Annotated in this window: 20 protein-coding genes, 1 tRNA gene and 1 pseudogene; 14 read left to right on the top strand and 8 right to left on the bottom strand. The window is 58.2% G+C overall.

Annotation, left to right across the window (positions count from 1 at the left end; translation table 11 throughout):
- Nucleotides 1-88: 88 nt before the first annotated feature.
- From L8U60_RS00280 to L8U60_RS00255, 6 genes are all read left to right on the top strand, one after another.
- On the top strand, nt 89-961 hold the full coding sequence (locus tag L8U60_RS00280; protein ID WP_269964393.1) for a TetR family transcriptional regulator C-terminal domain-containing protein: 873 nt from the start codon (nt 89-91) through the stop codon (nt 959-961).
- Nucleotides 958-2,514 carry an ABC transporter substrate-binding protein gene (locus L8U60_RS00275; protein WP_269964392.1) on the top strand — a complete coding sequence of 519 codons (1,557 nt, stop codon included), beginning with the start codon at nt 958-960 and terminating at the stop codon, nt 2,512-2,514. The genes L8U60_RS00280 and L8U60_RS00275 overlap by 4 nt, the downstream gene beginning before the upstream one ends.
- 3 nt (nt 2,515-2,517) lie before the next feature.
- Nucleotides 2,518-3,465 (top strand): ABC transporter permease, encoded by a 948-nt coding sequence (locus L8U60_RS00270; RefSeq protein ID WP_269964391.1) that lies wholly within the window; start codon nt 2,518-2,520, stop codon nt 3,463-3,465.
- Entirely contained in the window at nt 3,465-4,469 is a 1,005-nt protein-coding gene (locus L8U60_RS00265; RefSeq protein ID WP_269964390.1) for an ABC transporter permease, read from the top strand. Before L8U60_RS00270 ends, L8U60_RS00265 begins: the two co-directional genes overlap by 1 nt.
- A 2-nt stretch (nt 4,470-4,471) precedes the next feature.
- Nucleotides 4,472-6,256 carry an ABC transporter ATP-binding protein gene (locus tag L8U60_RS00260; protein WP_269964389.1) on the top strand — a complete coding sequence of 595 codons (1,785 nt, stop codon included), beginning with the start codon at nt 4,472-4,474 and terminating at the stop codon, nt 6,254-6,256.
- Between the two features lie 160 nt (nt 6,257-6,416).
- Nucleotides 6,417-8,153, top strand: coding sequence for a choline/carnitine O-acyltransferase (locus tag L8U60_RS00255; protein ID WP_269964388.1), 1,737 nt, complete (start codon nt 6,417-6,419; stop codon nt 8,151-8,153).
- A 12-nt stretch (nt 8,154-8,165) separates the two neighbouring features.
- On the opposite strand, the gene L8U60_RS00250 is transcribed toward L8U60_RS00255, so the two are convergent.
- The 3 genes from L8U60_RS00250 to rpsA form a co-directional block, all read right to left on the bottom strand.
- Nucleotides 8,166-8,531, bottom strand: coding sequence for a DUF4259 domain-containing protein (locus L8U60_RS00250; RefSeq protein ID WP_269964387.1), 366 nt, complete (start codon nt 8,529-8,531; stop codon nt 8,166-8,168).
- 112 nt (nt 8,532-8,643) lie between these two features.
- Nucleotides 8,644-9,249 carry a dephospho-CoA kinase gene (gene coaE, locus L8U60_RS00245; protein WP_269964386.1) on the bottom strand — a complete coding sequence of 202 codons (606 nt, stop codon included), beginning with the start codon at nt 9,247-9,249 and terminating at the stop codon, nt 8,644-8,646.
- 120 nt (nt 9,250-9,369) lie between these two features.
- The gene (gene rpsA, locus L8U60_RS00240; protein ID WP_269964385.1) at nt 9,370-10,848 is read right to left on the bottom strand and encodes a 30S ribosomal protein S1; all 1,479 of its coding nucleotides are present in this window, start codon (nt 10,846-10,848) and stop codon (nt 9,370-9,372) included.
- Between the two features lie 353 nt (nt 10,849-11,201).
- Between rpsA and L8U60_RS00235 the strand changes: the two genes are divergently transcribed.
- Nucleotides 11,202-12,470, top strand: coding sequence for a YkvI family membrane protein (locus L8U60_RS00235; protein ID WP_269964384.1), 1,269 nt, complete (start codon nt 11,202-11,204; stop codon nt 12,468-12,470).
- A 33-nt stretch (nt 12,471-12,503) separates the two neighbouring features.
- On the opposite strand, the gene polA is transcribed toward L8U60_RS00235, so the two are convergent.
- Complete coding sequence (gene polA / locus L8U60_RS00230; RefSeq protein WP_420840133.1) at nt 12,504-15,131, bottom strand: DNA polymerase I; 2,628 nt, start codon at nt 15,129-15,131, stop codon at nt 12,504-12,506.
- 174 nt (nt 15,132-15,305) lie between these two features.
- Between polA and L8U60_RS00225 the strand changes: the two genes are divergently transcribed.
- Together L8U60_RS00225 and L8U60_RS00220 are read left to right on the top strand one after the other, a co-directional pair.
- Entirely contained in the window at nt 15,306-15,752 is a 447-nt protein-coding gene (locus L8U60_RS00225; RefSeq protein WP_269964382.1) for a hypothetical protein, read from the top strand.
- Between the two features lie 156 nt (nt 15,753-15,908).
- Nucleotides 15,909-16,088, top strand: a pseudogene (locus L8U60_RS00220) (transposase family protein); the annotation flags it as partial.
- Nucleotides 16,089-16,147: 59 nt separating this feature from the next.
- Here the strand turns inward: L8U60_RS00220 and L8U60_RS00215 are convergent.
- The 3 genes from L8U60_RS00215 to L8U60_RS00200 all read right to left on the bottom strand — a co-directional run bounded on the left by L8U60_RS00215 (nt 16,148) and on the right by L8U60_RS00200 (nt 18,870).
- The gene (locus tag L8U60_RS00215; RefSeq protein ID WP_269964381.1) at nt 16,148-16,723 is read right to left on the bottom strand and encodes a hypothetical protein; all 576 of its coding nucleotides are present in this window, start codon (nt 16,721-16,723) and stop codon (nt 16,148-16,150) included.
- Nucleotides 16,724-17,148: 425 nt separating this feature from the next.
- Nucleotides 17,149-17,222, bottom strand: a tRNA-Leu gene (locus L8U60_RS00205).
- A 70-nt stretch (nt 17,223-17,292) separates the two neighbouring features.
- Nucleotides 17,293-18,870: an alanine/glycine:cation symporter family protein gene (locus tag L8U60_RS00200; protein WP_269964380.1), complete on the bottom strand. Its 1,578-nt coding sequence runs from the start codon at nt 18,868-18,870 to the stop codon at nt 17,293-17,295.
- A 183-nt stretch (nt 18,871-19,053) separates the two neighbouring features.
- Between L8U60_RS00200 and L8U60_RS00195 the strand changes: the two genes are divergently transcribed.
- Nucleotides 19,054-19,947, top strand: a complete 894-nt coding sequence (locus L8U60_RS00195; protein ID WP_269964379.1) for a phytoene/squalene synthase family protein — start codon at nt 19,054-19,056, stop codon at nt 19,945-19,947.
- The gene (locus tag L8U60_RS00190) at nt 19,944-21,542 is read left to right on the top strand and encodes a phytoene desaturase (protein ID WP_269964378.1); all 1,599 of its coding nucleotides are present in this window, start codon (nt 19,944-19,946) and stop codon (nt 21,540-21,542) included. The genes L8U60_RS00195 and L8U60_RS00190 overlap by 4 nt, the downstream gene beginning before the upstream one ends.
- Here the strand turns inward: L8U60_RS00190 and L8U60_RS00185 are convergent.
- Nucleotides 21,539-22,408: a cutinase family protein gene (locus L8U60_RS00185; protein WP_269964377.1), complete on the bottom strand. Its 870-nt coding sequence runs from the start codon at nt 22,406-22,408 to the stop codon at nt 21,539-21,541. The genes L8U60_RS00190 and L8U60_RS00185 overlap by 4 nt on opposite strands.
- 125 nt (nt 22,409-22,533) lie before the next feature.
- On the opposite strand from L8U60_RS00185, the gene L8U60_RS00180 reads away from it, so the two are divergent.
- The 3 genes from L8U60_RS00180 (at nt 22,534) to L8U60_RS00170 (ending at nt 24,802) form a co-directional block, all read left to right on the top strand.
- The gene (locus tag L8U60_RS00180; RefSeq protein WP_269964376.1) at nt 22,534-22,878 is read left to right on the top strand and encodes a hypothetical protein; all 345 of its coding nucleotides are present in this window, start codon (nt 22,534-22,536) and stop codon (nt 22,876-22,878) included.
- Between the two features lie 101 nt (nt 22,879-22,979).
- Nucleotides 22,980-23,879 carry an ABC transporter substrate-binding protein gene (locus L8U60_RS00175; RefSeq protein WP_269964375.1) on the top strand — a complete coding sequence of 300 codons (900 nt, stop codon included), beginning with the start codon at nt 22,980-22,982 and terminating at the stop codon, nt 23,877-23,879.
- A gap of 2 nt (nt 23,880-23,881) precedes the next feature.
- Nucleotides 23,882-24,802 (top strand): amino acid ABC transporter permease, encoded by a 921-nt coding sequence (locus tag L8U60_RS00170; protein ID WP_269964374.1) that lies wholly within the window; start codon nt 23,882-23,884, stop codon nt 24,800-24,802.

Below are 24,802 nucleotides of genomic sequence, written 5' to 3'. Positions count from 1 at the left end.
CGCGCGGCGAGCCATCAATTGCGAATTATGACCTGAACCGCGTTCAAATTGTTGCGATCTTTTCACAGCTATATCTAAGCTTGCCTCTATGGTCTTGCATTCACCCCAGTTAGCCGCGCGCGAAGCGATCACTGCTTCGGGTCTGCGGCATAACGAGGTGGCTGCGTATCTAGGCATCGACGCTTCGAAGCTTTCCAAGTCTCTTTCCGGAGTCAGGCGTTTTAGCCAGACCGAGCTTGAGCGACTTGCGGAGCTAACAGGTGTAGATGCGGAAGCCTTACGACCATCGCCGAAAAACGTCACCGCAACACCGAACCCGCGCCAATCTGGTGAGGAGTTCGCGCGTCGCCGACGGAAGATTGTGGACACGGCCTGGCCGCTGTTCACTTCTCGCGGATATCAGGCGGTCACCATCGCCGATATCGCCCGAAACGCCGGGATTTCCACCTCGGCAGTCCACTACTACTTCCATTCCAAGAATGAGATCTTCATTGCCACGCTCGACCGGTGCTCTGAACAAGCAGCTGGCCGACGTGCATTCGTGTCTGAGATCGCTGATCCGGCAGAACGCCTGCTTACCTTCGCAAGCGTGACGCTAGATGGGTCAGACGAATCATTCCAGGAGTGGACAACGTGGGCGCAGTTTTGGGCTTCGTCCGCGTCTTTTGAGGACGCGAAACGCGCCACTGCGGTGGCTTATGCACGGTGGCAAAAGCAAATGCACAGCATCATTGATGACGGGATGGCCACTGGCCGTTTCACCGGCGGGGATCCTGACGCCATGATCAACGCAATCACCGCGATGATCGACGGTCTTGGCGTACGCATGCTCGCTGGCGTCCTCACTCCTGCTGCTGCAAAAGAAGCTGTCACTGCATACCTGAACACGTGGATCACGCAGCCGGATGCGAAAGAACTCGTATCGGCTGCACCACAAGCTAAGGAGAATTACGCACGATGATTGACCTCACACGCCGGCAACTGTTCGGCGCCACGGCAGTCGCAGGGGCGACAGGCGTTCTCGCCTCCTGTTCCGCGCAGCCGCCGGCCGAACAGATTGATACGTCCGGCCCACCGCAAAAGGGCGGCACCCTGCGAGTCGGTCTGGTTGGTGGCTCCACTGCTGACACGGTGGATGCGCACATTCCTGCCAGTGCCAGTGACGCCGCCCGTGTTGTCAACCTCTATGAGCTGCTTGTCCGCCGTGGGTATGACTATGAGCTGGAATACCGTTTGGCAGAGTCAATTGAGTCGAATGAGGCAGCCACCGAGTGGACTGTGGTGCTCCGTGACGGCATTAAGTTCTCTGACGGCCGCCCGGTCCGCCCGCAGGATGTTGTGGCGACGCTTGAGCGTATTGGCGATCCGGAGGATCCCAAGAACGGCGCTGGTTCCATCGCTCACGTTGAGGCGCTGGAGATTCTCGACGATCGCACGCTGGTAATCAAGCTCTCCCATGCCGACGCGGTCTTCGTGGACACCCTGGCTGAGTACCAGATGGGCATCGTGCCAGAGGACTACGACCCGAAGAATCCGATCGGTGCAGGCCCGTTCAAGCTGACCAACTTCAGCCCTGGTCGCTCGACCTCGATGGAGCGCAATGAGCATTACTTCGAGGGCCCAGCCAATCTGGATGCCGTGCATGTCATCGACTTCTACCAAGAAGATGCCATGCTCAACGCGCTGCTGTCCTCCCAGGTTGATGGCATCGGTGCTCTGAACCACGCACTCGTCCGCGTCATTGAGGCGGATCCGCGTTTGAACGTGGTCAGCTCTGAAACCGGAATGTGGCTGCCATTCACTATCCGTGTGGATGTCGAGCCGTTTGATGATGAGCGTGTGCGCCAGGCAATGCGTTTGGCAGCTGACCGCCCTGGCATGGTCAACCAGGTTTTCTCCGGCGAAGGCCAGGTAGGAAACGACATGTTCGCACTGTATGACCCGGCATACCCGCATGAATTCCCGCAACGCGAGCAGAACATTGAAGAAGCTAAGCGTCTCCTCGCCGAGGCTGGCTATCCCGATGGCATCGACGTTGAGTTGAACACCTCCGAGATCGCATCCGGCGCTATTCGTGCCGCACAGGTCTACGCGGAGCAGGTGCGTGAAGCCGGTATTCGCGTGAAGATTAACCAGGTGGATTCCACCACCTTCTGGGCGGAGGGCAACTACTTGTCCTACCCGTTCTCCCAGTCCTTCTACTACACCCGTAACTTCCTCGAGCAGGTCAACCGCTGTGCAACCGCGGATGCACCGTTCAATGAGACGCACTGGGTGGATGAAGACTTCACGGCGAGGACCATTGAGGCACGTTCCATCGCCGATGACCGTGAGCGCGCCAAGCGGATCAAGGAGCTGCAAAAGGAGTTCTACGACCGCGGTGGCTACATCATCTGGGGCTTCCCCAACAACATTGACGCGTACCACAACTATGTGGGCGGAGCCCGCCCTCATCCGAGTGGTGTTGCGCTGTCCCAGGCACTCTTCTACGACATGTGGATTGCGGAGGCATAAACCATGGGCAAAATGATTCTTCGCAGGCTCGGACTGAGCATCTTCATTCTTCTGGCAGTGTCCATCATCATTTTCTGTGCGACGCTGCTGCTGCCGGGCGATCCGGCACGCGCAATCTTGGGGCAACAGGCCACACCGGAGCGCATTGCAGCGCTGGAAGCCCAAATGAACTTGGACAAGAGTCCTTTTGAGCGATACTTCCTGTGGCTCGGCGGTGTCCTCACCGGTGACTTTGGTATGTCCACCACCACCGGCTCCGCCGTGTCGGAGCTACTGGGTGAGCCATTGGTGAACTCACTGATTCTTATGGCGCTCGCCGCTTTGGTGGCCATCCCCGCTGGCATCCTGCTTGGTGTCTACGCGGCATGGTGGCGTGGCTACAAGCGCGACAGCGCCATCACGTGGGTGACGTTGATTCTCGCAGCTATGCCTGAGTTCGTCATCGGTATTCTCCTCATCACCGTGTTTGCAACGTCGGTGTTTAAGGTGCTGCCGGCCGTGACCATGTCTCCCCCAGGCACTGCCGTATGGCAGTACCCTTCCCAGCTCATCTTGCCTACGCTGACGCTGGCCCTCGTTGTCAGTCCGTACATCGCTCGTATGACGCGAGCAACGATGATTGAAACCCTCGATTCCGGCTACGTGGAGATGGCCCGCCTCAAGGGTGTGCCGGAGCGACGCGTGATCTTCCGCCACGCACTCCCCCACGCCATCGGCCCGATTGCTCAGGTTGTGGCTATCCAGCTGGCTTGGTTGGCAGGTGGCATCGTTGTGGTCGAATACCTCTTCCGTTACCCCGGTCTTGGCGTCGCAATGATCGACGCCGTGAACTACCGCGACGTCCAGGTGGTGCAGGCAGTGACCCTGCTGATCGCCGCCGTATACGTCGTAGTCAACCTGCTCGCTGACGTGGTGAGCATCATGGCCAACCCGAAGCTAAGGAGCAACTAATGACTCAGCCACAGCTGAATCCACACTCCCCGACTCCGGAGCCAATTCCAGTAGATGCTCCGGAAGAGCACGCCACCGAGCTCAAGGCATCCCTGTCTAAGCCGGCGCCGATCCACAAACGCATTTGGGCTCAGCCTGAAGGCAAGGTCGGAATGATCCTGACTGGGATCGTGCTTCTGATCACCGTGGTGGGATATTTCTTCGCCGAGCAGATCACGGGATACTCCACCACTGAGTTCCTTGGATTGCCGTTTACGAGCGAATCCCTCTTTGGTACGGACAACCTCGGTCGCTCCGTGGCTTCCCGCTTCATCGCCGGTGGTCTGCTCCTGCTGGTCACGGCATTTCTGGCAACTGTGCTGGGCATGCTCGTGGGCACGATCATGGGCATGATCGCTGGTTACGCAGGCGGTAAGACAGACGCTGTAATCATGCGCATCAACGACATCTTCCTGGCTTTCCCGCAGCTCATCTTCGCCATGCTCGCGATTGTGATCTTTGGTCCGTCTGCCACGGTGCTCGTGCTGGTGATCGGCCTGACTCACGCTCCGCGTATTGCACGTGTCGCACGTGCTTCCACGCAATCTGTGACGAACGAGGACTACATCCGCGCTGCGCAGATGTACTCCGTCCCGCACTGGAAGATCCTGATCCAGGAAGTCCTGCCCAATATCACCGGCCCGCTGTCTGTGGAAGCCGGCTTGCGCCTGACGTACTCAATCGGTTCCATCGCTTCCCTGTCCTTCTTGGGCCTGGGTATCCAGCCTCCGGCGGCGGACTGGGGCCTGATGATCAATGAGAACCGCATCGCCCTGTCCATCCAGCCATGGGGTGTTGTGCTTCCGGTGTTTGCCATCGCACTTCTCACCATTGGCACCAACATGCTCGCAGACGCCACTGCACGGGCAACCGCAACGACCGCTATGCCGATCAAGCGCACTGGTCCAAAGGCCGAAAGCGTGCGTCAGGAAAAGGTCGAGCCGATCCAGAATGAGGAGGCATAAACATGACCACTCCTATGAACTCCGGTGATTCAACGCTGGTGACCCCCACCACGACAGAAGCTGACGGTGCGGGTGGCCTGTGGGCTGCTGCCGGCCTGCAGGGCGAGTACACACCACCGCCACGCACCGAAGAAACATTGGTGCTCCGCTGCCGTGATCTACGTCTGGCTACTTTCGACGGCACTGAGATCCTCCACGGTGTGGATTTTGATCTGTACCGCGGTGAGATCGTCGGCCTCGTCGGCGAATCCGGATCCGGTAAAACCACTGCTGGTCTGGCCACCATGGGGCACTTCCGCACCGGCCTGATTAAGACCGATGGCACCATCACGTTGCACACGCGTGAGGGTGAGTCCATTGATATCTTCAGCCTGAATGAGGATCAGCTGCGTGATCTGCGTGGTGGCCGCGTTGCGTACATCCCGCAGGATCCGGCGCTCAGCCTGAACCCGGCGATGCGTGTGGGCGACCAGATCCGTGAGGTCCTGGACATTCACGGCTTCGGCTCTACCAAGCAGGAACGGGAAGACCGCGTACGGGAAGTTATGCGCGACGTCGACTTGCCGGACACGGATGAGTACCTGAACCGATGGCCGCACCAGTTGTCTGGTGGCCAGCAGCAACGCGTCGGTATCGCCATGGCGTTTGCCATGTACCCGGACGTGCTCATTTGTGATGAGCCCACCACAGGTCTGGACGTAACCACGCAGAATCACGTTCTCAAGACGATCCGCACGATGACGGTGAAGAACGATGTTGCTTCCCTTTACATCACCCACGACCTCGCGGTTGTGGCGGAGCTCGTGGACCGCGTCATCGTGATGCTTCGCGGGGACATCGTGGAGGAAGGACCGTACAACACTGTTCTGTACAGTCCGAAGCACCCGTACACCAAGAAGCTGCTTGCTGCTATCCCTGACTTGGCGGGCCGCAAGGACATCGCTGGGTTCAGTCGTTGGGGTGAAGGGCCAGACGCCGGACGCGCCACCACCTCCACGGCTGCTCCTGCCGAGGAACGTGAGGAGATGCCCAAGCACAGTGCGTTGCTTGAGGTCCGTGATCTCGAGATGGCGTACGGCTCCAACCAGGTTCTCCACGGCATCAACCTCAAGGTGGAAGCCGGTGAGTCCATCTTGATCCTGGGTGAATCTGGTTCCGGTAAGACCACGTTGTCACGTTCCGTCGTTGGTTTGAACGATGGCTACACGGGTCAGGTTCTGCTGCGTGGACAGGAGCTGGCTCCCAGCAGCCGTAAGCGGTCGCTGCCAGAGCGCAAGGATGTCCAGTACATCTTCCAGTCGCCCTTCTCTTCGCTGAACCCGCGCCGCACTATTGGCGAGTCCATGAGTGTCCCGCTGGTCATCGCGGATGAGCTGTCCAAGGACGAGCAGCGCGCCATTGTTGAGGAAACGCTGGAGGCTGTCCAGCTTGACCGGAGTTTCTACGACCGCCGCCCCGGGGACTTGTCCGGTGGTGAGCGTCAGCGTGCTGCAATTGGTCGCGCCCTCGTGAGCACGCCTTCGGTGCTGGTGTGTGACGAGGTCACCTCGGCCCTCGACGTCTCCGTCCAGGCAAATATCCTCCAGTTGCTCGCTGAGCTGCGCCACGAGCGTGGCCTGGCCATGCTGTTTGTCACTCACAACATTGCGCTTGCTCGCCACATTGCTACCCGAGTGGCAGTTCTGAACAAGGGCGTCATTGTGGATGAGGGCCCTGTGGACGAGGTCTTGGAGAATCCGCAGCACGAGTACACCAAGTCGTTGCTGGCCAACATCCCGTCGCTCTAACAACGACCACAATCGATTCGCCACCTCTCTCCTTTTCTTCTCCGCCACCCCAAGGTGGCGGAGAAGATCATGTTTATGCAGGTCTTGGCCAACTCATTTGGTAGGTAGAGTGGGTTGTGTATGCACTTTGTTAAAGACCTACCTACAGGAGGCCTGCTTCGTGTCGGAAAACACCACCATCGCTCCGCACCCATCAACCCTCGATCTCAAGGTGCTCGAGGTCCCGCCGCTCGATGAGACGCTAGATGCATATAAGCACGCATTGTCTGCAGTGCTTGACGGCGATGCGCTGAGCCACGCCAACGACATCGTCGAAAAGTTCCGTCACGGCGCTGGGCCGAAGCTCGACGCGGCTCTGCGTGAGCGCGCCGAAGAACGCGCTGCTGCTGGCACCAACTGGCTTCACGACGAGTGGTACTCCGGCTACCTCACAGTCCGCGAGCCACTGCCATTGACCACGAACGTTGGCTTCCAACTTGCTCTTCCCGCGGAGAACACCCCCGTTGGTCTCGAGCGCGCGGTTGAATTCATCCAGCGTGCGGCGACTGTGCACCTGCAGGCGGCCTCTAAGAACCTTCCGGAGGACGTGGATGCTCGAGGTAATCGCATCACGCTGAATCAGTGGTTTGTTTTTGCTGGTGGTCTGCGCCACCCACTGCCCGATGAGGACGTGATGTGGCAAAGCGAGCGCGATGAAACGAACCGTGAGATCGGTGTCTTTGTCAACGGTCGTCTTTTTGCCATCCGCATCACCGACGGCGAAGGCAAGCTCGCATCGGCAGATGCAATCAAGACCGCGCTGGAAAACATCCAGGCCGCGGCAGCAGACCCCGCTGATATGGACTTCAACGCCCCATCCCTCCTCGGGTCCGGCGTACTTGGCGAGCTCCTGCCGGAGATGCTGAACCAGGGCGTTAACCAGTCGGTGTACAACCGCCTGAGCGATATGCTCTTCACCATTGAGCTTCTCTCCGACGGGGATACATCCGATACCCAGCGCATCCGCGAGGCTACTTTTACACCTCGTGGTGCTTGGACCTACAAGCCGCTGAGCTACCAGGTGAGCCTGAAGGATGAGTGGATCGCTGTTCACGTGGAACACTCCTGCATGGACGGTGCAACGTTGGTCACCGCCATGAACCGCCTGCAAGCAGTGGAACTGCCGGGTGAAACATCCAGTGAACTCACCGAGCTCGCTACCGAGGAGCTCGCATGGAACTTCGACGAGGCAACCGCGGCTGATATCAAGCAGCGCGTGGCTGCCTATGACGGCCAGGCAGCTAAGCTTGCTGCGGAGATCATCACTGCCCCGTTCAACCAGCCAGCTGAGATGCCGTTCAAATTCAGTCGTGATGCATCCGCACAGTTGACCATGCACATTGCACAGCAGCTCACGTACGGCCGCGTGCGGGCCGTGTACGAAGCAGTGGACATGCGCGAATTCCGAGCTGGCCGTACCGAATGCTTGCGCGCAGCTACCCCGGAGGCGGTCACTTTCGCGGAGAAGCTCGTCGCGGGTACGGCCACCGAAGAGGATCTGCTCGCTGCTGTTAATGCGCACCGCGGCTGGGTGAAGCGCTGCAAGTCCGGCAATGGTTTTGACCGCCACATTCAGATGATGGCAACCATCGATGACAGCGACCCGTTCTTCAACGATGAGGCTGTCGTTGCTGCACGCCGTGATTTCCTGTCCACCACGTCTATCGGCGGTGCCCAGCAGATCGTGCGTTACTGCTTCGCACCAACTCTGCCGGAAGGCTTCGGCATTTCCTACACACCCCTGCCGGAGGACGCAGAGTTCTGCGTTTCCTGGAACGTGGATACTGCTGAGAAGCCGGAAGTGTTTAAGGCGAACTTGATAAAGGCATCCGACATGTTGTGGGACTTCCTGCAGTAAATACTTGCGGGTTTAACCCACGAACTTGCCTGAGAATTTGCGGGTCTCGGCGAGCCAGCTTTCCAGTTCGCCGGCATCCCGCCACAGGTCGTACAACTCGGAGATCTCCGGGTTGACGGCCTGGTCTGCTCGTCTGCGGATCCAGCGCCGATCGTCGCTAGTAAATGGATAAGACAACGCTGCGCGCATTTCTTCAGAAGGAACAAACCCGTTCAGCACGGCAGCGAGCGCCAAGACAGATTCCGCCTCATCCGCGCCCAAAGCACCACGCCCGCATTCAAACCGGAATTGGTCCATGCGGAATGAACCGTCCGCCAATGCTGCAACGGTGTCCAAGGCCGGATCATTATCAAACGGCCCGATATCCCATGTACCCATAGCAGGTGACACTAAGGACAACAGGTTAATCAGACATGTCTTTGCCCTAGCGCGTCACTGAACTTTCACGGTCATATGAGCAACTAGTTGTGTGTGCGTCACCTAGATGTCGTTACTTCTTGGGTCCGGCCTGAACGGACTCAATGAGACGCTCTACTTGGGGCGCGAGATTCTCTACAGGCCCGTTGTTATCGATGACCCAGTCTGCGGCGGCCTTGCGCGCGCCATCATCAATCTGCTGTTTAATACGAGCACGCGCATCGGCTTCGTCGAGGCCCCGCGATGTTAAGAGGCGCTTCACGCGCTCCTCTGCATCCACGTCAACCACGACCGTCAGGTCCATGTCCTTGTTCAACCCAAGTTCGATGAGCAACGGCATGTCGTATACCGCAACAGGAGCACCATCGGTCTCCGCTTGGATGAACTGGCGGTTGGATTCCGCCCGGATCGCCGGATGAGTGATCGCGTTAAGGCGTTGCGTTGATTCCTTATCCCCGAACGCCCGCCGCGCGAGTTCCGCACGATCCAAGGTGCCATCCTGGTTCAGCACGTCGTGGCCGAACTCCTCAGCTACCTTGGCCAGGACTGGCGAGCCAGGTTCCATGATCTGCCGGGCAATCTTATCTGCGTCGACGACCCTGAAACCCGCTTCAGCGAGCATCGCCGCCACGGTTGACTTCCCGCTACCAATGCCGCCTGTGAGACCGATCTTTTTCATGTCCGCCACCGTAGTCGACTTCATGGCATGGAAAAAGGTCCGCACCTTTTCGGTGCGGACCTGATTCTCTGGAGGCCTTTCGACTCCCCCTTAGTGGTTAGTAGCTTCAGCTACTGGCCACTAGTTGCCAGCAAGCTTCTCGCGCAGAGCAGCGAGCTGCTCGTCGGAAGCGAGGGAACCACCCTGCTCAGCCTCGCCAGCGGACGGTGCTGCCGGAGCTGCAGCATCGCCGGAGGTGGAGCTGTAGTTGGTCGGGGTAGCGCCCTCACCGTTAGCCTCAGCCTCAGCTGCGGCAGCACGGTTGCGCTCGATCTGAGCGGTGTGAGCCTCGTGCAGGCGTGCAGCCTCGGCGTAGCGGGCCTCCCACTCCTGACGTGCCTCGTCGTAGCCTTCCATCCACTCGTTGGTCTCCGGGTCGAAGCCCTCCGGGAAGATGTAGTTGCCCTGCTCGTCGTAGGAATCGGCCATGCCGTAGCGGGACGGATCGAACTCTTCCGAGTAGTCCTCATCTGCCTGCTTGAGGGACAGGGAGATGCGACGACGGTCCAGGTCGATGTCGATGACCTTGACCATGACCTCCTGGCCAACACCAACAACCTGGTCCGGCACCTCAACGTGGCGCTGAGCCAGCTCGGAGATGTGGACGAGGCCCTCGATGCCCTCCTCGACGCGAACGAACGCACCGAACGGGACGAGCTTGGTGACCTTGCCCGGAACGATCTGGCCCACAGCGTGGGTGCGGGCGAAGACGCGCCACGGATCTTCCTGGGTTGCCTTCAGGGACAGGGACACGCGCTCGCGGTCCAGATCCACGTCGAGAACCTCGACGGTGACCTCGTCGCCAACAGTGACAACCTCGGACGGGTGGTCGATGTGCTTCCAGGACAGCTCGGACACGTGAACCAGGCCGTCAACGCCGCCGAGATCAACGAATGCACCGAAGTTGACGATGGAGGAGACAACGCCCTTGCGGACCTGCCCCTTCTCCAGCTGGTGCAGGAAGTCGGAGCGGACCGCAGACTGGGTCTCCTCCAGGTATGCACGGCGGGACAGAACAACGTTGTTGCGGTGCTTGTCCAGCTCGATGATCTTTGCCTCGAGCTCCTGGCCGATGTACGGATCCAGGTCGCGGACGCGGCGCATCTCAACCAGGGAAGCCGGCAGGAAGCCACGGAGGCCGATGTCGAGGATGAGACCACCCTTGACAACCTCGATGACGGTACCGGTAACCGGCTGGTCGTTGGCCTGGAGCTCCTCGATGGTGCCCCATGCGCGCTCGTACTGTGCACGCTTCTTGGACAGAAGCAGACGACCTTCCTTGTCCTCCTTGGTCAGGACAAGTGCGTCAATCTCATCGCCGATCTGAACGACCTCATCCGGGTCGACGTCGTGCTTGATGGAGAGCTCGCGGGTCGGGATGACGCCTTCGGTCTTGTATCCGATGTCGAGGAGAACCTCGTCGTGATCGACCTTGACGACGGTGCCGGTGACAATGTCGCCATCATTGAAGTACTTGATGGTCGCGTCTACTGCGGCAAGAAAATCCTCAGCGCTGCCGATGTCGTTGATGGCAACCTGCGGGGTGTTAGAAGTGGGCATAAGTTATGTTGCTCCGAAACGGATAGGAGATAGCAAATGGACATGAGCGCATCTCTCAAAATCCGGCACACGCACGACAAAGCCATGTATGAGCTGGGATTTCGATCTCGCCTTCGGAGCGGGTGGCCCTCCTATATTGACCGTGTCCTCACCAAAAGCGTAGATACGCTCGTACGAGATTAGTCCATTTGCCCAGCTTGATCAAACTTTAGACACGCGCGTGGACACGCATTTGCTATCGACGCTCCGACGGACAGTTCCATCATTCCCCACCCGGGGCACTAGACTTGTTTAGTCAAACAAATTTTTTCTAGCGCCCCACGGTATTACCAGGGCGCGTAGGTGGTGTTTTTATGTTAAAACGCGGCATCGGAATCGGTTTCGCGTTCATTGGCGTCGTTGTCGGCGCCGGTTTTGCCTCCGGCATGGAAGCGTTTCAATACTTTGTCTCCTACGGCGAGATGGGTTTGTGGGGCATCGCTCTAGCAGGCGTTGTCATGGCTTTAGCCGCCGTGGCCTTCCTTGCTTTCGGTTCCTACTTCCAGGCAACGGAGCACACGCGTGTGTTCGGTGCGGTATCTGATGGCTTGTCCTCAAAGGTCATGGACTGGTCCGCTATCGCCTGCATGTTCAGCGTTGGCTTTGTCATGTTCGCGGGCGCTGGTTCCAACTTGGAGCAGGCCTACGGTTGGCCGATCTATGTCGGCGGCGTGGCCATGTTGGTCATCATGCTGCTGGTTGGACTCTTGGATGTGGACAAGATTTCCTTCATCCTGGGGCTTGTCACTCCCCTGCTGATCATCTTCGTGCTCACCGCATCGATCTGGACGTTCACCCACGCGAACATTGATTTCGCAGCGCAAAGCGAGTGGACAGCACAGAATGTTGATGGCGCTACGGGTGCACCAACGTGGTGGCTCGGCGCACTCAACCACACGGGCCTTAACGCGCTATGCACGGTGTCCATGGCCATCGTCATTGGTGGCGATAACTTTGATAACAAATCCGTCCGCATTGGTGGCCTCATCGCAGGCGCGCTGTACGCACTGATGCTCGGCCTGCTCGTGGTGACATTGTTCATCGAGGCGCAGGCAGTTAACGGCGATGACATGCCGCTGTTGACCGTACTGTTCAACATCAACCCGATGCTGGGTCAGGTGATGACGTGGGTGATCTTCCTCATGGTCTTCAACACCTGCTTGGGCATGATTTACGCGCTGGCCAAGCGCCTCACCCGCGATAAGCCGGAGAACTTCTACAAGGTCTACGTGGCAGCCTGCATCATCGGCTTCGTCCTGTCCTTCATCGGTTTCAAGCCGCTGGTGGCTAACCTGTATCCGATCCTTGGCTACCTGGGCCTGTTCGTCATCGCCGTGATGGTGTACCAGTACTTCCATTACCGCGATCACTTGGCTAAGGAGAGCGAGGTCCGCACCGCCGCAGTGGACATTGTCACGGACGAGGAGAACTTGGACCCGGAGAGCGAGTTCGCGGACATGACGCTCGCGGAACTCGCGGAGGAATCCGCCTTGGACCTCGAGGAATTCAAGGAAGGCCTCGAATCAGAGATGGAAGCTTATGAATCCGACACCGAGTCCGAGACGGAGTCAAAGGAGAACTAAGCCCTCCCGACTCATGCCGCCTACTGGCACTGCCTAGTGCGCGGCCTCGTCCCAGTTCTTGCCCGTGCCAGCAGAGACCTCGAGCGGCACGCTCAAGGTGATCGCACGGTCCATCTCCTCTTCCACGATCGTGCGCACCTGTTCAAGCTCACCGGGCGCGACCTCAACCACGAGTTCGTCGTGCACCTGGAGCAGCACGCGTGAGGCCAGCGGCTTCCCGGCGAGCGTCGTGGTGGACAGCGCGTGATCAACGCGGATCATGGCGACCTTGATGATGTCCGCGGCCGTACCCTGAATCGGCGCATTCAGCGCCGCACGCTCAGCGTTTTCACGCGCCACACGGTTATCGGAGTTCAGCTCCGGCAGGTACCGGCGGCGGCCGAAAATAGTGGAGGTGTACCCATCACGGCGGGCCTGCTCCACCACCTTGTCCAGGTAGCGTTTCACACCGCCGAAGCGCTGGAAGTAGTTCTCCATGATCTGCTTTGCTTCACCCGCCGGAATACCCAGCTGGTTGGACAGGCCGTAAGCGGACAGGCCATAGACCAATCCGTAGCTCATCGCCTTGACGCGGCGGCGGAGTTCGGGAGTCACTTCGTCGATAGGCACATCGAACACGCGCGAACCGACAAAGTTATGCAGGTCCTCCCCTTCCTTGTAGGCCTCGATAAGTCCCGGGTCCTCGGAAAGGTGCGCCATCACGCGCATTTCAATCTGCGAGTAGTCCGCAGTGAGCAGGCACTCATATCCCTCACCCACCGTGAAGGCGGAACGAATCCGGCGGCCAGCTTCCGTGCGCACTGGAATGTTCTGCAGGTTCGGGTCGGTGGAACTCAAACGCCCCGTCGACGTGACAGTCTGGTTGAAGGTGGTGTGAATCCGGCCGTCCTCACCCACGGACTTGATCAAGCCCTCAAGCGTGGACTTCATCTTCTGGTACTCGCGGTGCGCGAGTAGCTCATCCAGGAATGGGTGCGGGTTCTTCGCCGCGAGAGCCTCAATCTCCTTCGCCGCGGTGGAATAGCCCGTCTTCGTCTTCTTCGTCTTTGGTAGATCAAGCTTGTCAAAGAGCACGACGGAGAGCTGCTTGGGGGACGACAGGTTCAACGAGGGCTCGTCGACAAGCTGACGTGCCCTCTCCTCAGCAGCAGCAACCTTTTCAGCAAATTCCTTCTGCTGGTTCTGCAGCACGTCCACATCGACGGCGATGCCGTTTTCTTCCATCTCCGCGAGGATGGTCACCAGCGGGAGCTCCAGGTCCGCGTAGAGCTCATAGGAATCGATGTCGCGCAGCTCCGTCGTCAGTTTCGCTGCCAGCTCCATAATCGCCGCGGCGGAATCCACCACCGTCGTGTCCTCATCCAGCAAGCTCATCTGCTCACTCACGGGCGCGAGCTGTCGCTGGAGGTGACGCTGATACACATCTGCCAGGTCATATGTGCGCTGCCCCGGTCGCAACAGGTACGCCGCGATCGCCGTGTCATGCGCAATGCCGCTCAGAGTCATCCCGCGACCGCGCAACATGTGCCACGTGGCCTTTGCCGAATGCACGTACTTCGGCGCGTCTGATTCAATCCACGCCTTCAGCGCTGCGTCCTCAGCAGGGCTCAGATCGCCCAGCTCGCGCGTGACAGCCTGACGCTGCTTATCGACGATTCCCACCGCCTGCGCATCCCCACCCGCCGGCACTCCAGTACCCACGACGTAGAGGGCCAAGCCTTGACCTTCACGCTCTTTGAGCCATTCATCTAATGGAGCTTGATCAACGGTGAGTTCAGCAACCTCGTCGGCAACGTCCTCTTCCTCAATGAGCGCGCCATCATGTGGGACGGCGGCGAGCACTCGCTCACGGAGGTTGACACCAAACTCCAGATCATCAAACGCGTTTGCCACCGCATTCACGTCTGCCGGTTTAAGCTCCAACTCAGCCGGCCCGACAGGCAGTTCAAGGTCGCGCACCATCTGGGTGAGCTCACGGTTGAGCTGCACCTGTTCGATGCGCTCACGGAAAGAATCGCCCACCTTGCCCTTGATCTCTTCTGCATGCTCGATGAGGCTCTGCAGATCCCCGTACTGCACGATCCACTTCGTCGCCGTCTTCTCCCCCACGCCTGGGATGTTCGGCAGGTTATCCGACGGGTCGCCGCGCAACGCCGCGAAATCCGGGTACTGCGCCGGGGTGAGCCCGTACTTCTTCTCCACTTCCTCCGGCGTAAACCGCGTCAGGGTAGACACACCACGCGTGGGGTACAGCACCGTCACCGAGTCGTTCACCAGCTGCAGGTAATCACGGTCGCCCGTGACAATGATGACCTCATAATCATCCTGTGCCTGCGTGGTCAGGGTGGCCAGGATGTCATCGGCCTCGTAGTTCTCTTTGGTCAGGGTGACGATAGCCAGATCCCCCAGCACATCCTGAATGATGGGCACCTGGCCCTTGAATTCCTCCGGTGCCGATTCGCGCTGCGCCTTGTACTCCGGGAAGCGCTCCGTACGGAAGGTCTTGCGCCCAATATCGAAGGCCACCGCCACGTGCGTCGGCTTCTCATCCGCGAGGATGTTCGCGAACATGGACAAAAAGCCATACACCGCATTCGTATGCTGCCCACCCGACGTGGAGAAATTCTCCACCGGCAAAGCATAAAAAGCCCTGAACGCCATCGAGTGGCCGTCAATGAGCAGAAGACGTTTCTTAGCAGAGGAATTATCAGCGGAAGTCACGCTGTCCTACTCTACCGGCCGCTAGCACTCACCCCTTTGGCCGATACCTCATCCCTCGATCGCTGGTACCGTTTTTTACATACCGCGACAACCATCGACGGGAAGGTGACCTCTATGGACGGGACTATCTGGGAACTATTCCTCTTTATCGGGTTGGTTCTCATCATGGTTATTGTCTGGTACTACTACATCACGGCCGTGCGAATGGTCCCTAAGTCGGAGGAATGGTACGACGACGCTAAGTCAGATGTTGATGGCCTCGATGGCGCGATGTTCATGATTCCTTACGGCTCACTCATTTTTGGTGGCGGCGGAATGGTGGGCCTGGTTGCCATGGCTAACCTTCCCGAGACTGCCGAAACAGTGCTGGCCATTCCACTGATCGCGACCATGCTCATCGGAGTCGTTGGAATCACGGGTGCGGTCGGCATTCCTCTGCCGTGGCCCTTTGTTCCGCGTTGGGTAGCGGACATCCGTAAAGCCAAGCGCGCTCGAATGCTCGAACGCTGGCGATCCAAAAGGGCGGAGAGGAAGCAAAAGAAGTCCCAAGACACAACCTAAAGCGGTGTCCCGAGACTTCACACGGTGCCCCAGGTAAGACTCGAACTAGACATTTTAACCGCTTGCTATACATGCAGGGTGCGGTGTGGCACAACATCTAGGGGGCTGGCCGGTACAAAAAGGGAGAGACCACACCAGTAGCGGCTATCGGCGTTTTGCCCGGACTGTGGACAGAGTGGACAGCCAGGCAAGCTCCACGATCACATCATTCGTCGGCTTATTGATCTTCCTGCCGTGAGGTTCCCCACCAGGCTGCACGTACGGGTTCCTAGGTTCCTGCGCACAGCCACGTCACGCAAGAGGAAGATCTTCCAAGAATCTCTGGCGTGTACCGATCGACTACGGACAACTAGAAGATCAACGCACTCTAAATCGTGAAGAGCCGCTTTGATTTGCTATTGATGGCTTGAAATAAAGTCCAAAACGCTTTTCCAACCATCTTCTTCTGCCCCATAGCCCCAAAGCTTTTCCGAAATATCCTCCAATTTCCCTATTTCGGTCTTATATTTTTTGCTTACTGATTTTCTATCATCCGCACTAATATTATTTAAGGTTTCATCTTCAACTTTAAACCTGGGATTACTCAAAACGTTTATTACATCGTAGTGAGATTTTTCGTCCATCCCGTTCTCAAAATTGAGAAAATCAACTCCTACATTGCCAAAATATTCATTCAGCCAGGCAGTAGTACTGTCGAATTGATCTTTCAATTCCATCAATCCTAATTCGTTCAATGCTCCTGCTACATACGGCAATACGGCATAACCTTCTGCAAAAATATAATCCCAGCCATCAGACTTCCAGCCCCCAATCAGATTGACAATTATATGAAACGTGAAAGTTTCAGGATCGACTTCTTTTTTGATTTCTTCTAATGAGCCAATCCCCCAAATATCATCAGAGATACGTGCAAATTTTGAGTCAGTATCCAATTCATTATATTTCGCTAGTAAATTTTTTAACTGGCCCATAGTTTTAAACCTCTATTCCCAGAGATGGTGGACTTACTTGGTTTACTTTAGCGCTTGTGCTCTACGTGTGCTTCGCACTCTGAAGGGGTGAGGTAATTGCACCAGAAGTGTCTTCGGCTGGTGTTGTAACGAACACGCCACGCGAGGGCTTCCCGCCGGCAGACCAAGTGGTTGGCAAAGACCGATCGCATCGCCGATCAGCCGTCGATGGCGTTGGGCATGGTTTGCTTTCAATTTGTAGAAGGAGCTGCGGTTGAGTCCGAGTACGGTGCACCAGCACTGGGCAACACATAGCCCGCTACACAATGACCCCGACAAGATCTACTACCACCAAAAAGACAACGAACTCAACCCCCAACCCAGGCAACAAAAATAAAAGAAGCCCCGAGACACTACCCAAAGCGGTGTCTCAAGACTTCAGACGGTGCCCCAGGTGAGACTCGAACTCACACTGGACGGGTTTTGAATCCGTTGCCTCTGCCAATTGGGCTACTGGGGCGTGCTCTGGAAAGAATAGCGCACGGTATCGCGCGCGCTGAAATCAGCACGCCCCAAGGGCTGTTATCCCACTAAATGCGTGGGTAGCGGTCGAGGATGGGGTCGTTGGTGCGGGGTTCGTCGATAAGCTCGCCAGTCTCCCACGTGCCGGCCTCCACCATTTCGGCCTTGCGTGCAACCCAGAAGTCGGCGTTCTTGATGCCCAGGGCCTCGGGGTCGAACTGAGGGTCGCGGCCAGCCTTCTTCTGGCGGCGGTAATCCCACAGGCACTTGAGGGCCGGGACCTGGAGGACCAGAATGGCCAGGATGTTCAGCCATGCGGTGGCGCCGACGCCGATATCACCAAGTGCCCATGCGTTACCCGGCGTGGTGGTGGCGCCGACCCACACGGAAACAAGGATGAGGACGCGCAAGAACCAGATGACCACGGAGCGGGTCTTCTCATTCTTGATCCAACGGTTCAAGTACGTGAAGTTGACCTCTGCCATGTAGTAGTACGCCACAATGGTGGTGAAGGCGAAGAACAGGATGGCCAGAGCCACGAAGCTGGCGCCGAGACCCGGGGTGAAGGAATCAAGACCGGACTGGACGAAACCAGGACCCACCGCAATCGTGTCAGCAACGGCACCACTGAAACGGACTGGGCCGTCTTCCGTGCCGTTCTCATACACGCGGTACATGTCGGTGGAGATGATGATGAACGCGGTAGCGGAGCAGACAAGCAGCGTGTCTACATACACAGCGAAGGACTGGACAAAACCCTGCTTAGCCGGGTGAGATACCTCAGCAGCCGCAGCAGACTGCGGGCCGGTGCCCTGCCCTGCCTCGTTGGAGTAAATACCGCGCTTCACACCCCACATGATGGCGAAGCCGATGAGACCAGAGAATGCTGCTTCCTTATCGAAGGCAGAGCGGAAGATCAGACCGAAGACTTCCGGAATCTCAGATGCGTTGGCGAAGAGAACGGCGATGGCCACGATCACGTAGATCACTGCCATGAATGGCACGACCATGGAAGCGAACCACGCAATGCGCTTCACACCACCAATCACGATGATGCCAAGCAGAGCAACCATGACGAGCGCGGTCACCCACGTTGGGATCGTCCACGCGTTCTCCACAGCCGATGCCACACCGTTAGCCTGCACGCCCGGGAGGAAGTACGACGTTGCCAGAATCATCATGACGGCGAAGAGAATCGCGTAGACAAGCGCAAACGGACGTGCCTTGGTGTGCTTGTAGGCCTTCTCGATGTAGTAGGCAGGACCACCACGGTATTCACCCGTATCCTGGTCCTTCTCCTTGTAGATCTGAGCGAGGCAGCACTCAATGTAGGACGTGGCAGACCCGAGGAAGGCCACGATCCACATCCAGAACACAGCGCCTGGGCCACCAAAGGCAATAGCGGTAGCCACACCGGCGATGTTGCCAACACCCACGCGGCCAGCAAGGGAGATCATGAGGGACTGGAACGGGGAAATACCGTCAGCGGAATCCTCACGGGAAGATACCTGCCTCATCATGTCCGGCAGGCACCGAACCTGCAGGAACAACGTGGCCAGAGTGAAGTACACTCCGGCACCCAAACAAAGATAAACGAGCCAATTCGACCAGATCAGGTCGTTGAGCGTGTTGATGACGGTTTCCACTGGGGGACCTTTCTTATGCCTGCCGGAGCGGGGCCGGATTTCAATTGTTGTATTGAATCTAGTGCATGGTCCGCCCCAATGTTAAGAAAATTCAACGAATTTCCTCATAAAAAATACAGTCGTGCGCATATATGCCCGAGCTGCTTTCGGCTTTTTCGGAGCGCAGACATAGACTTATTTTTTATGTCTTCCCCGCGCTTTTTACGCCGCTACGATGCGATGTCCCGCGATGCCGCGGCGGCTGTGATGAAGCGCTATTCGACGAGTTTCTCCATGGCAACGAAGCTGCTCCCACGCAAGACACGGGATGATATCCGGAACCTTTACGCAGTGGTGCGCATCGCCGATGAGATGGTGGACGGTACTGCACGTCAGGCAGATGTCTCAGATATCGCGGAACTTCTCGACGCTTATGAGCACGCCGTCCTCACCGCACCGGAGAAACGCTTTCATTCGGATCCGATCCTCCACGCGTACGCGGAAACGGCACGCCGCTGCCACTTTGATCCCGGACACATCACGGCGTTCTTCTCCTCCATGCGCCGGGATCTTGAACAAACGACATACACGCAGCACGATTTTGATGACTACGTCTATGGCTCAGCTGAAGTCATCGGCCTGCTGTGCCTGTCCGTGTTTACCGCCGACATGACGGTGTCCGAGGCAGAACATGACCAACTCACTGAGGGAGCACGAAGCCTCGGCGCTGCTTTCCAGAAAGTGAATTTCCTGCGCGACATCGCCGTGGACTCACGGTTGTTGGGCCGCTCCTACTTCCCCGGCATTGATCTCGCCCCCGGCCAGCCGCTCGATGAGACCGCCAAGGACGCGATCGTCGCAGATATTCGCGCGGATCTTGCCGCAGCACGCGCACCAATGCAACTGCTCCCCCACCGTGTGCGTGCCGGGGTGTGTGCTGCAGCGGATTTGTTTGAGGAACTGACCAACATGATCAATGCCACGCCAGCGCAGACTCTGAGCACAACACGCGTGAGAGTTCCCCGCCACCGAAAGCTCATATTGACAGCCCGGGCTGCCCGTCACGCTCTGTCCCACGAGGAAGGATCACACAGGTGACAGCACAGGATGTGAGCCATGGTCGCCCCACCGCGATTGTCATCGGCGCGGGATTCGCCGGACTGGCAACGGCAGCACTCCTTGGACGTGAGGGGTACGCCGTGACAGTCTTTGATCGCCTCAACACTTTCGGCGGGCGCTCCGGCGACCTGACCATCGATGGTTTCCGTTTTGATACCGGCCCGTCCTGGTACCTCATGCCCGAAGCCTTTGATCACTTCTTTGAGCTGTGTGGCACGCGCACTCAAGACGTGCTTGACCTGGTTGATCTCAACCCGGGATACCGGCTGTTCCCTGAAGGCGCACAGCCAATCGATGTTCCTTCCAACCGCGAGGAAGCCATTGAGCTTTTTGAATCTATCGAGCCCGGGGCCGGTGAGACGCTAGCGAGGTATCTGGACAGCGCCGAAGAAACATATCGCTTAGCGGTCGACTACTTCCTGTACACCACGTTTAGTTCCCCAGCAGCGTTCTTTGCACCAGCAGTGCGGCGCAATTACTCCAAGCTGGCGGAGTATCTCACCCGCTCGTTGGAAAAATACGTTGCCAGGCGCTTCAAGGACACTCGCCTGCGCCAGATGCTCTCCTACCCGGCAGTGTTCCTCTCCTCTGATCCGGCACAGACGCCGTCGATATACCACTTGATGAGCCACACTGACCTTTCCCAAGGCGTGAAATACCCACAAGGTGGTTTCACTGCGGTGGTAAACGCCATCGCCAATCTGGCTATCGCCCATGGCGCCGAAATCGAGCTCAACACCGCCGTGACCGCGATCAACACCGAGGGACGTCACGTCACGGGGGTGACGGTGAGGAGGGCGAACGGGGACGTCGAAAAGCATGAAGCTGAGATTGTGGTCTCCGCGGCGGATCTGAAATTCACGGAGACACACCTCCTCCCGCGGGAGAAGCGCACCTACGACGAGCGCTACTTCGCCGACCGCAATCCGGGTCTGGGCACAGTCCTGGTCATGCTGGGTATCAAGGGGGAACTCCCACAGCTGGAGCACCATAATCTTCTGTTCAGTGAGGATTGGAGCGATGATTTCGGCGCAGTTTTTCATGGTCCTGTGCCCACGCGGCCGGACGGCGCATCGCAATCGATGTACATCTCTAAGCCTTCACAGACGGATCCTTCGACAGCGCCCGCGGGCCACGAGAACCTGTTCATTCTCGTGCCTACCCCCGCTGATGCTGATCTCGGGCACGGCGACGCGTACCACGAACAGAGTTCCCCCGCGGTAGAGGCAATTGCCGATGCCGCGATCGAGCAGATCGCAGGGTGGTGCGGTATTCCAGATCTCGCCGAGCGCATCATCGTCCGCCGAACCTTGGGCCCCGCCGATTTTGCGGAGCGCTATCATGCCTGGTCAGGTGGCGCGATTGGGCCTGCCCATACACTGAGACAATCGGCTTTCCTGCGCGGGCGCAACGCCTCACGCAAGCTAGACAATCTTTTCTACGCCGGCGCCACGACGGTGCCTGGGGTGGGCGTGCCCATGTGCCTGATCTCCGCCGAGAACGTGATCAAACGTCTGCGCGGTGACGTTTCCGCGGGGCCATTGCGTATCGACGATACCCCGCCTACCCCTTAGTCCTCCCGCACCTCGCGCTGAAGGATCCAGTTCACCGCCGTGTTAAACGCGGGCGTGCCGTACTGGGTGTGGTTGTACAAGCCCACCAGATCCGGCAACGTGTGCGGCGCCGTCTGCATGATGATGCTGACGAAGTGTGACAAAGCGAACTCACCGCGGAAGGTTGCGCTGCGCACGACCGGGCTGACGTGAGCGCGCCATTCCTCCGGCAGTGCGCACACCGAGTCGTCCACGAAGCACAGATCCATGGTGCGGGAACCCAGCTCACCATAGCCACCAGGAGGGGTTTCCAAACCACCACGGTGCTCAGCGGTGGCGCCCATAGCGAACACACCGCCATTGTCACCGAGACGCGGGTTGGAAATCAGCGCCGCCTTGGTGAACTTTTCCGCCGGGATAGGGCCGCGACCATGGCTGATGTTATTGATCAGCTGCGCACCAATATCGGCACCCTCGGAGTACCCCGTGATGCTGAACTTCGCATTGGGGCACATGTTGGCCAGACGACGCATCGTGGATGCCGCCTTCTCGTAACCCTTTGCAGAGGAGTCCTTGTAGCTCATCACCAAGAACGGGACCGATGGGTACGCGATCCACACCGGCTGGATCCTGCCGCCAGTGCGGTAGTACACATCGGTTGCAACCTCAGTCACCTTCGCTCCGACAGGTGCCTTTTCAGGCAAGAAAGAGAACGTGGTGCCGCCACCAGGCACAGCGATGAGAAACTCTTCCGAGCACTTAGTCACGTTCGGCGAGGCGATCAGAGCAGCAACGTCTTGAGCCTGTGCTTCTGGAGTGATAGCAAAAGTCGAACCAAAAGCTGTTGCCACGGCAATGGCAGCAGCAGCGATCTTCCTACGCAGCATGACTATGTCCTTTTATTACGTGCCCACTAGCTGTGTTTGGCTTAATAAATACGTGAACATTGTATGGGAGAGAAAAAGGAAAACCTAGTTTCGCATCGTCCCTTCAATAGCTACACTGCTGTGTCATGCGTAAAACTTTGATTGCCGTAGCAACTTCCGCTGCCCTGCTTCTCCCCGCAGCGCCCGCCGCATATGCCGCTCCCACCGATACCGGCAAGGCGAACGACAATGCCATCAGCCGTGGTATTGAGAACGCTTTCGACCCAGACAAAGCCTCCTCTATGAAGGAAGATAGTTTCAAGGGCTTCCTCGACATGGCAGTCAACCCCTACCGCCTGATGTTCTCCGGCGACCTGGAGCAGAGCTCCCAGGGAGTTACCCAGACGATCATCAACTACGTGATCATCGCCGCCGCCGTCACCGTTGTTGGGCAGATTATTCAGTTGGTCATGTCCAACCTGCCACGCTAAGCGCCCGATATAACCCCAGTCTGGAGGGGTTTTAAAAAATCATCCGGATTATGCAGAGGCATACAATAATCTTCATTCGAAGGCATTGTATGCTTCTTTTTATGTTGAAACCCCTCAAGGTGGCCGCCGCCATCCTCACCACCGCTACCGTCGGTGCGCTGAGCGGCTGCGTCACCAACGTAGAAGGCGGAAACCCGGAAGGCTGGCAGCAGATCACCCCGGCCGAGGTTCCAGAGATCGCCGCGATGGTGCCGGAGAACGTCCGCCAGGACGGGACCTTCACCATCGGCGCTAACCCACCGTTTGCACCTTTCGAATTCAAAGATTCCCAAGGGAACATCGTCGGCATGGAGATGGACTTGGGCCACGCCCTGGCCAGCGTCATGGGCCTGAAGTTTCAGGCAGTGGACCAGGACTTCGCCATGATCCTCCCCGCCGTGCAGGCTGGGACACTTGATGCCGGCATGTCAGGCTTCACTGACAGTGAAGAACGACGCCAGAATTTTGACTTTGTTAACTTCCTTTACGCGGGCATTCAGTGGGCTAAGCACCCGGGACGTGATGTGGATCCGGAGAATCCCTGCGGGCTGACCGTCGCCGTGCAGCGCACGACCGTCTCCGAGACCGATGACGTCCGTCCGAAGGCCGAGAAATGCGAGGAAGAGGGCAACCCCATCACGATCCTGTCCTACGACACATCAGATAACGCTGCTCTCGCCGCCCTTGTCGGTCGTGCTGACGCATTGAGCGCAGACTCCCCTGTCTCCGCCTGGGCGGTAGACCGCTCTGACGGTGGCCTTGAGCTCGTCGGCGAGATGTTTGATGCTGCACCGTACGGCATCGCCGTGCCGAAGGGTTCTCCATTGGGACCGGCACTGGCAGCTGCCATGCAGCACCTCATCGACACTGGCGAGTACGAACGCATCCTGGAGCAGTGGAATGTGAAGACCGGCCTGCTCGACCAAGCTCTTATTAACGAACAACCCGTGGGAGGACAATAACCATGGCGCTCAAACCCACACGCCCAGAACGCATCGAAGCTAAACCGTTGCGCCACCCAGGACGGTGGATCACCGCAGCGATCCTCGTGGTGCTGTTCATCCTGTTCATCGTTGATACAGCAGGCCGTGAAGCTTACGGCTGGTCCACGTACCGGGCATACCTTTTTGACACCCGTATTCTGGACGCCGCACTACGCACGCTCGCACTGACAGTGCTGTCCATGATCATCGGTGTTGTCCTTGGCGTCATCCTCGCGGTGATGCGCATGTCCCCCAACCCGGTGTTCAAGTCCATCGCATGGCTGTACCTCTGGGTGTTCCGTGGGACCCCGATCTACGTCCAGCTGGTGTTCTGGGGCCTCATCGGCGCGATCTACCAGTCCATCAACCTCGGCTTCACGGAGATCTCTCTGGACAAGCTGACGTCCTCCGCCTTCGCTCTCGCCGTCATCGGCCTGGGGCTCAACGAGGCCGGCTACATGGCTGAGATTGTTCGCTCGGGTGTGAACTCGGTTCCGGCCGGCCAGATCGAAGCGTCGAAAGCCTTAGGCATGGGCTGGGGCATGACCATGCGCCGCACGGTGCTGCCGCAGGCAATGCGCATCATCATTCCGCCGACAGGCAATGAGTTCATTTCGCTTCTGAAGACCTCGTCCCTCGTTGTCGCTATCCCCTACTCCTTGGAGCTGTACGGCCGCAGCCAGGACATCGCCGCCGCGCTCTTCGAGCCAGTTCCGATGCTGCTCGTCGCTGCTACTTGGTACCTGGTGATCACGTCCATCCTCATGATTGGCCAGCACTACCTTGAGCGCTACTTTGACCGCGGCGTGACCCGCGAACTTACTGCACGCCAGTTGGCGGCACTCACCGACGCTGAGGGCAAGGCCCCGAACAACGTCACCATCGTGGAAAGGAACTCATAA

This window comes from Corynebacterium meitnerae, assembly GCF_027570075.1.
Classification (GTDB): Bacteria; Actinomycetota; Actinomycetes; order Mycobacteriales; family Mycobacteriaceae; genus Corynebacterium; species Corynebacterium meitnerae.
The sequence above is the reverse complement of the archived record's forward strand: the minus strand, read 5'-3'. Positions and strand labels throughout refer to the sequence as shown.

Bases quoted from the DNA above. Each gene is read 5' to 3' on its own strand.
- L8U60_RS00225 (WP_269964382.1), top strand. From the start codon at position 15,306: ATGGACGGGACTATCTGGGAACTATTCCTCTTTATCGGGTTGGTTCTC.
- L8U60_RS00280 (WP_269964393.1), top strand. From the start codon at position 89: ATGGTCTTGCATTCACCCCAGTTAGCCGCGCGCGAAGCGATCACTGCT.
- L8U60_RS00175 (WP_269964375.1), top strand. From the start codon at position 22,980: ATGTTGAAACCCCTCAAGGTGGCCGCCGCCATCCTCACCACCGCTACC.
- L8U60_RS00250 (WP_269964387.1), bottom strand. From the start codon at position 8,531: ATGGGTACATGGGATATCGGGCCGTTTGATAATGATCCGGCCTTGGAC.
- L8U60_RS00275 (WP_269964392.1), top strand. From the start codon at position 958: ATGATTGACCTCACACGCCGGCAACTGTTCGGCGCCACGGCAGTCGCA.
- L8U60_RS00180 (WP_269964376.1), top strand. From the start codon at position 22,534: ATGCGTAAAACTTTGATTGCCGTAGCAACTTCCGCTGCCCTGCTTCTC.
- L8U60_RS00215 (WP_269964381.1), bottom strand. From the start codon at position 16,723: ATGGGCCAGTTAAAAAATTTACTAGCGAAATATAATGAATTGGATACT.
- L8U60_RS00195 (WP_269964379.1), top strand. From the start codon at position 19,054: ATGTCTTCCCCGCGCTTTTTACGCCGCTACGATGCGATGTCCCGCGAT.
- coaE (WP_269964386.1), bottom strand. From the start codon at position 9,249: ATGAAAAAGATCGGTCTCACAGGCGGCATTGGTAGCGGGAAGTCAACC.
- L8U60_RS00170 (WP_269964374.1), top strand. From the start codon at position 23,882: ATGGCGCTCAAACCCACACGCCCAGAACGCATCGAAGCTAAACCGTTG.
- L8U60_RS00265 (WP_269964390.1), top strand. From the start codon at position 3,465: ATGACTCAGCCACAGCTGAATCCACACTCCCCGACTCCGGAGCCAATT.
- L8U60_RS00270 (WP_269964391.1), top strand. From the start codon at position 2,518: ATGGGCAAAATGATTCTTCGCAGGCTCGGACTGAGCATCTTCATTCTT.
- L8U60_RS00185 (WP_269964377.1), bottom strand. From the start codon at position 22,408: ATGCTGCGTAGGAAGATCGCTGCTGCTGCCATTGCCGTGGCAACAGCT.
- L8U60_RS00260 (WP_269964389.1), top strand. From the start codon at position 4,472: ATGACCACTCCTATGAACTCCGGTGATTCAACGCTGGTGACCCCCACC.
- polA (WP_420840133.1), bottom strand. From the start codon at position 15,131: ATGGCGTTCAGGGCTTTTTATGCTTTGCCGGTGGAGAATTTCTCCACG.
- rpsA (WP_269964385.1), bottom strand. From the start codon at position 10,848: ATGCCCACTTCTAACACCCCGCAGGTTGCCATCAACGACATCGGCAGC.
- L8U60_RS00235 (WP_269964384.1), top strand. From the start codon at position 11,202: ATGTTAAAACGCGGCATCGGAATCGGTTTCGCGTTCATTGGCGTCGTT.